Raw genomic sequence first — 5,707 nt, 5'->3', positions numbered from 1 at the left:
ACGCTCCTCGTCCGACAAGATCAAATCCGCCTTTGGCCTGCCCGTTCTCATTGCGTATCTCCGCTCGAAAGATACCGCAAGAGCAAGCACGATTAATGCCTGTTATTTACGGGACAGGACACTAGCTGTTTGCGTGATGGGCGGCGTGCCGCCCATTGCACAGGCTCCTCATGAAACGACTCCTCCTCCTGCTGGCCGCCGCCCTGGCGTTCCATGCCCACGCCCTCACAGCCGACGAGGCGAAAGCCATCGCCACCGGTGAAGCCGACGCGCGCATCGAAGCGCTGAACAAGGCCGTGGCCAACGCCGACGCCAAGACGGCGGCCTTCATCCAGGCACTGGCCGACGACGCGGTGAAGACCGCGAACGGCAAGGTGTTCGTGGTGAAGGACGGCAAGGGTGCCGACCCCGTGACCGGTGCCGAGGTGCAGGTGCCCGAAGACGCCGAGGACGTCGTCAACAACAACCGCATGCGCGGCGAGCTGGATTCCGCGCTGTCGGCCATGAAGCTGTTCTCCAAAGACGACGCGCTGCGCGCCGACGCGGTGAAGGAACTGCAGAAGGACCCGGACGAATCCAAGCTGCCGCTGATCGAGAAGGCCTTTGCCGCCGAACAGAACGCCGGCATCAAGGAGCAGCTGGGCCTGGTGCGCGCGGCGGCACTGCTGAACAGCGCCGACAAGACCAAGCGGCTGGAGGCCGCGCGGCTGCTGTCGACCAGCCGCAGTCCGGCCACCCGCGCCCTGCTGCTGCAGCGCGCGAAGGAAGAAACCGACCCCGACGTGAAGAGCGCGCTGGACGCCACCTTGCGCCAGGTGCAGGGCTCGCTGGTCTGGGGCGAACGCCTGGGCGCGGCCTTCTCCGGCATCAGCCTGGGCTCCATCCTGCTGCTGGTGGCGCTGGGCCTGGCCATCACCTACGGGCTGATGGGCGTGATCAACATGGCGCACGGCGAGCTGATGATGATCGGCGCCTACGCCACCTACGTGGTGCAGGTGCTGTTCCGCCAGTACCTGCCCGGCGCGTTCGACTGGTACCTGGTGGCGGCGGTGCCGGTGTCGTTCGCCGCCTCGGCCGCGATGGGCGCGGTGCTGGAACGCGGCGTCATCCGCTTCCTGTACGGCCGCCCGCTGGAAACGCTGCTGGCAACCTGGGGCATCAGCCTGATGCTGATGCAGCTGGTGCGCACCGTGTTCGGCGCGCAGAACGTCGGCGTGGAGAACCCCGGCTGGATGAGCGGCAGCGTCAACGCACTGGGCGACGTGCAGCTGCCGTGGAACCGCATCGTCATCATCGGCTTCGCGCTCGCCGTGCTGGGCGGCATGGCCTTCCTGATCGCGCGCACCAGGCTGGGCCTGTTCGTGCGCGGCGTCACGCAGAACCGGCCGATCGCGTCGTGCATGGGCGTGAACACGGCGCGGGTGGACACGTACGCGTTCGCGCTCGGTTCGGGCATCGCGGGACTCGCGGGTTGCGCGCTGAGCCAGATCGGCAACGTGGGTCCCGACCTCGGGCAGGCCTACATCGTGGACTCGTTCATGGTGGTGGTGCTGGGCGGCGTGGGCCAGCTGGCCGGCACGGTGTATGCGGCGCTGGGCCTGGGCGTGCTGAACAAATTCCTGGAAGGCTGGGCCGGCGCGGTGCTGGCAAAGATCGCCGTGCTGGTGTTCATCGTGGTGTTCATCCAGAAGCGCCCGCAGGGCTTGTTCGCGGTCAAGGGACGGAGTGCGGAAGCATGAGCGCTGTATTGCCACCGGCAGCATCTACCGCTCCCGTTCGCCCTGAGCCTGTCGAAGGGCTCGCGAAGCCTTCGACAAGCTCAGGCCGAACGGACGTCCTTCCAGGCCGAACGGATACTCTTTCAGGCCGAACGGCGGTTCTGCTTCCGGCGCGCCGGCCGCTTCTCACCCGCACCGGCTGGTCCGCTTTCCTCATTGCCCTGATCGTCATCTGCGCGCTCGCCCCGCTGGCCAACATCGCGGTCCCCGAGGGCAGCATCTTCCACATGAGCGACTACGCCGTGGCGCTGGTCGGCAAGATCATGTGCTACGCCATCTGCGCGCTGGCCATGGACCTGATCTGGGGCTACACCGGCATCCTGTCGCTGGGCCACGGCCTGTTCTTCGCGCTGGGCGGCTATGCGATGGGCATGTACCTCATGCGCCAGATCGGCCGCGACGGGCAGTACCACGCCGACCTGCCGGACTTCATGGTGTTCCTGGACTGGAAGGTGCTGCCCTGGCACTGGACGCTCTCGGGCAGCTTCGGCGCCACGCTGTTCCTGGTGGTGGCGGTGCCGGCGGCCGTGGCTTTCGTGTTCGGCTACTTCGCATTCCGCTCGCGCATCAAGGGCGTGTACTTCTCCATCATCACGCAGGCCATGACCTTCGCGGCCATGCTGCTGTTCTTCCGCAACGAAACCGGCTTCGGCGGCAACAACGGCTTCACCGACTTCAAGCGCATCCTCGACGTGCCGCTGCAGACGAAAAGCATGCGCATGGCGCTGTTCGTGCTGACCGGCCTGGCGCTGCTCGGCTTCTTCCTGTTCGGCCGCTGGCTAGTGCGCAGCAAGTTCGGCCGCGTGCTGCAGGCCGTGCGCGACGCCGAGCAGCGCACCATGTTCTGCGGCTACAACCCGGTCGGCTACAAGCTCGCCATCTGGACGATCTCCGCCGTGATGTGCGGCGTGGCCGGCGCGCTCTACGTGCCGCAGGTCGGCATCATCAACCCGGGCGAGATGAGCCCGGCCAACTCCATCGAGATCGCCATCTGGGCGGCGGTGGGCGGGCGCGCCACGCTGATCGGGCCCATCGTCGGTGCCTTCATCGTCAACGGCGCCAAGAGCTGGCTCACCGTCACCGCGCCGGAGTTCTGGCTGTACTTTCTGGGCGCGCTGTTCATCGCCGTCACGCTGTTCCTGCCGGACGGCGTGGTGGGCCTGGTGAAGAAACTGCGCAGGGCCAGGGCATGAGCGCCGCCGGGCGGCCCCAAGGCGCGAAAGCCCCCTCGGGGGGCAGCGCAGTCCACGAAGTGGCAAGCGTGGGGGCTCCATGACGCCCGACCTGATGGACGAAGGCGCGCGCCGCGCCGAGGCGCTGCACGCCAGGCCGGTGACCGGCAAGACGGAATCGGGCGGCCGCGCGGCCGCGTTCTCGCGCCCGCTTGCGCACGGCCAGGTCGACGTCACGCACGGCCGCATCCTGTACCTGGAGGAGGTGTGCGTCAGCTTCGACGGGTTTCGCGCCATCAACAAGCTGTCGCTGGACATCGCGCCGGGTGAGCTACGTTGCATCATCGGGCCCAATGGCGCGGGCAAGACCACGATGATGGACATCATCACCGGCAAGACGCGGCCGGACAGCGGCACGGTGTTCTTCGGCAGCACCATCGACCTGCTGCGCTACAAGGAAGCCGAGATTGCGCAGATGGGCATCGGCCGCAAGTTCCAGAAGCCCACGGTGTTCGAGCAGCTCACCGTGTTCGAGAACCTGGAGCTGGCGCTCAAGACCGACAAGGGCGTGAAGGCCTCGATGTTCTTCCGCCTGGACACGGGCGAGGGCGACCGCCTGGCCGAGATCCTGCACACCATCCACCTGGCCGACAGCGTGAATCGGCAGGCCGGCAACCTGAGCCATGGGCAGAAGCAGTGGCTGGAAATCGGCATGCTGCTGATGCAGGACCCCAAGCTGCTGCTGCTGGACGAACCGGTGGCCGGCATGACCGACGAGGAAACCGCGCGCACGGCGGAACTGTTCCTCACGCTGAAGGGCAAGCACTCGCTGCTGGTGGTGGAGCACGATATGGGCTTCATCAAGACCATCTCGGAGAAAGTCACGGTGCTGCACGAGGGCAGCGTGCTGGCCGAAGGCACGCTGGACCAGGTGCAGGCCGACGAGCGCGTGATCGAGGTGTATTTGGGAAGGTAGCGGCCCGCCCCTGACCCGTTCGTGCTGAGCCTGTCGAAGTACAGCGCGAGTCCTTCGACAGGCTCAGGCCGAACGGGATGCCGCCCCTGCCCCGTTCGCACTGAGCTCGTCGAAGTGCACGCAAACTAACAACAGACACATGCTTTCCATCAAGAACATCAACCAGTACTACGGCGGCTCGCACATCCTGCGCGACGTGAGCGCGGGCGCGGAACTCGGCAAAGTGACGGTGGTGCTGGGCCGCAACGGCGTGGGCAAGACAACGCTGCTGAAGTCGCTGATGGGCCTGATCCCCATCAAGACCGGCAGCATCGAATTCGACGGCAAGCCGATCCACCAAGCCACGCCTTACGAGCGCGCCCGCGCTGGGATCGGCTTCGTGCCGCAGGGCCGCGAGATCTTCGCGCGGCTGACGGTGGAAGAAAACCTGCGCATGGGGCTGGCGTACAAGAAGGGCAGCACGCCGATCCCGCCGCATCTGTACGAGCTGTTCCCCGTGCTCAAACAGATGCTGCACCGCCGCGGCGGCGACCTGTCGGGCGGCCAGCAGCAGCAGCTGGCGATTGCGAGGGCGCTGGCGGCGGCGCCGAAGCTGCTGGTGCTGGACGAACCCACCGAGGGCATCCAGCCGTCCATCATCAAGGACATCGGCCGCGTGATCCGCACCCTGGCGGACCAGGGCGGCATGGCGATCCTGCTGGTGGAGCAGTACTACGACTTCGCCCAGGAGCTCGCCGACGATTACCTGGTGATGGAGCGCGGGGAAGTGATCGCGCGCGGCCGGGGCAAGGACATGGAGGCGGATGGGGTGCGGGGGATGGTGGCGATTTAAGGCAAATCGGGGTCGCAACCGCCTGGCTGGGGCGCAGCCATTTACCATGGCGCCTACATGAGAACCGCGCTCTCTGCCCTCCTGGTCATCGGTGTCGCCGTAAACGCGGCGCTTTTCGCATGGCAATTGCGTGCGCCGCCCAAGACGACGATGACCGTGTCCGCCGACAACCGCGTGGTGATGCGCACGCCCGGCGGGCTTCTTGAAGTCAGCATGATCACCGCCGAAGAGCGGTTCGACTCGACGACCAGCCACACCATCCTGGGCGTGCCGGTCGGCAGCACGGTCGCCCAGGTGCGGGTGCCTGCGGTCTACCGGTACCACATCCCCCTTGCCAAGGACTGGACCCTCCGCAGCACGGGAAATGCGCTCGTCGTCATCGCCCCGCCCGTCCGGCCATCGCTTCCGGTCGCCATCGACACGGCCAAGCTCGAGTCGTTCGCCTCGGGACTCTGGTCGCCTCTGACGGGAGCAGACGCCGTTGCTTCCCTCCAGCGGTCGATCACGGCCACACTGGCGAAGAAGTCGGCCGCGCCCGACATGATCAAGCTCCAGCGCGAGGCGGCACGCCAGACGGTGACCGAGTTCGTGCAGAAGTGGGTCGTCCAGCAGCCGAAGTGGAAGGGCGCAAAGGCGCCTGCGATCCTCGTGTTCTTCGAGGATGAGCCGCTTGGCCAACGCGCGGCGCCGCTGATGGCGGAGTCTCCTTAGGAGGGTGGGGCCGAACCCCTCCATCGAACGTACAAGCCTAAACCGTGGACTTCCGCTCCGGACGAGTTGATGAGACATTCGCTCTTTCTTGGGCATCTTCAAGATTCGGCATCGCGTGCTAGTGTGGTGCGCGCCTCTGTTCTGTACTTATCGTGAGATCGCAGCCAATGCAGCCTTGGCTCTGGTGACCTTGGCCAGGATGTCCGAAGCACTGGCTGTCCAGATGAATGGTTTGGGG

5 protein-coding genes are annotated in these 5,707 nt (G+C 66.3%); all 5 read left to right on the top strand.

Annotated features, from left to right (window positions below):
• Positions 1–170: 170 nt before the first annotated feature.
• The 5 genes from urtB to H0U68_RS16610 all read left to right on the top strand — a co-directional run bounded on the left by urtB (position 171) and on the right by H0U68_RS16610 (position 5,469).
• A complete protein-coding gene (gene urtB, locus H0U68_RS16630) occupies positions 171–1,739 on the top strand; it encodes an urea ABC transporter permease subunit UrtB (RefSeq protein WP_296357564.1) in 1,569 nt (522 codons plus the stop codon).
• Between the two features lie 266 nt (positions 1,740–2,005).
• The gene (urtC, locus tag H0U68_RS16625; protein ID WP_365731930.1) at positions 2,006–2,971 is read left to right on the top strand and encodes an urea ABC transporter permease subunit UrtC; all 966 of its coding nucleotides are present in this window, start codon (positions 2,006–2,008) and stop codon (positions 2,969–2,971) included.
• 79 nt (positions 2,972–3,050) lie between these two features.
• Positions 3,051–3,926, top strand: a complete 876-nt coding sequence (urtD, locus tag H0U68_RS16620; protein ID WP_296357563.1) for an urea ABC transporter ATP-binding protein UrtD — start codon at positions 3,051–3,053, stop codon at positions 3,924–3,926.
• Between the two features lie 139 nt (positions 3,927–4,065).
• Positions 4,066–4,758: an urea ABC transporter ATP-binding subunit UrtE gene (gene urtE / locus H0U68_RS16615; protein ID WP_296357561.1), complete on the top strand. Its 693-nt coding sequence runs from the start codon at positions 4,066–4,068 to the stop codon at positions 4,756–4,758.
• Between the two features lie 57 nt (positions 4,759–4,815).
• On the top strand, positions 4,816–5,469 hold the full coding sequence (locus tag H0U68_RS16610) for a hypothetical protein (protein ID WP_296357560.1): 654 nt from the start codon (positions 4,816–4,818) through the stop codon (positions 5,467–5,469).
• Positions 5,470–5,707: the final 238 nt, after the last annotated feature.

This window comes from Ramlibacter sp., assembly GCF_013697775.1.
In the GTDB taxonomy this organism is placed as follows: Bacteria; Pseudomonadota; Gammaproteobacteria; order Burkholderiales; family Burkholderiaceae_C; genus Ramlibacter.
Note: the sequence above shows the minus strand (reverse complement) of the source record. Positions and strands in the feature narration are given on the sequence as shown.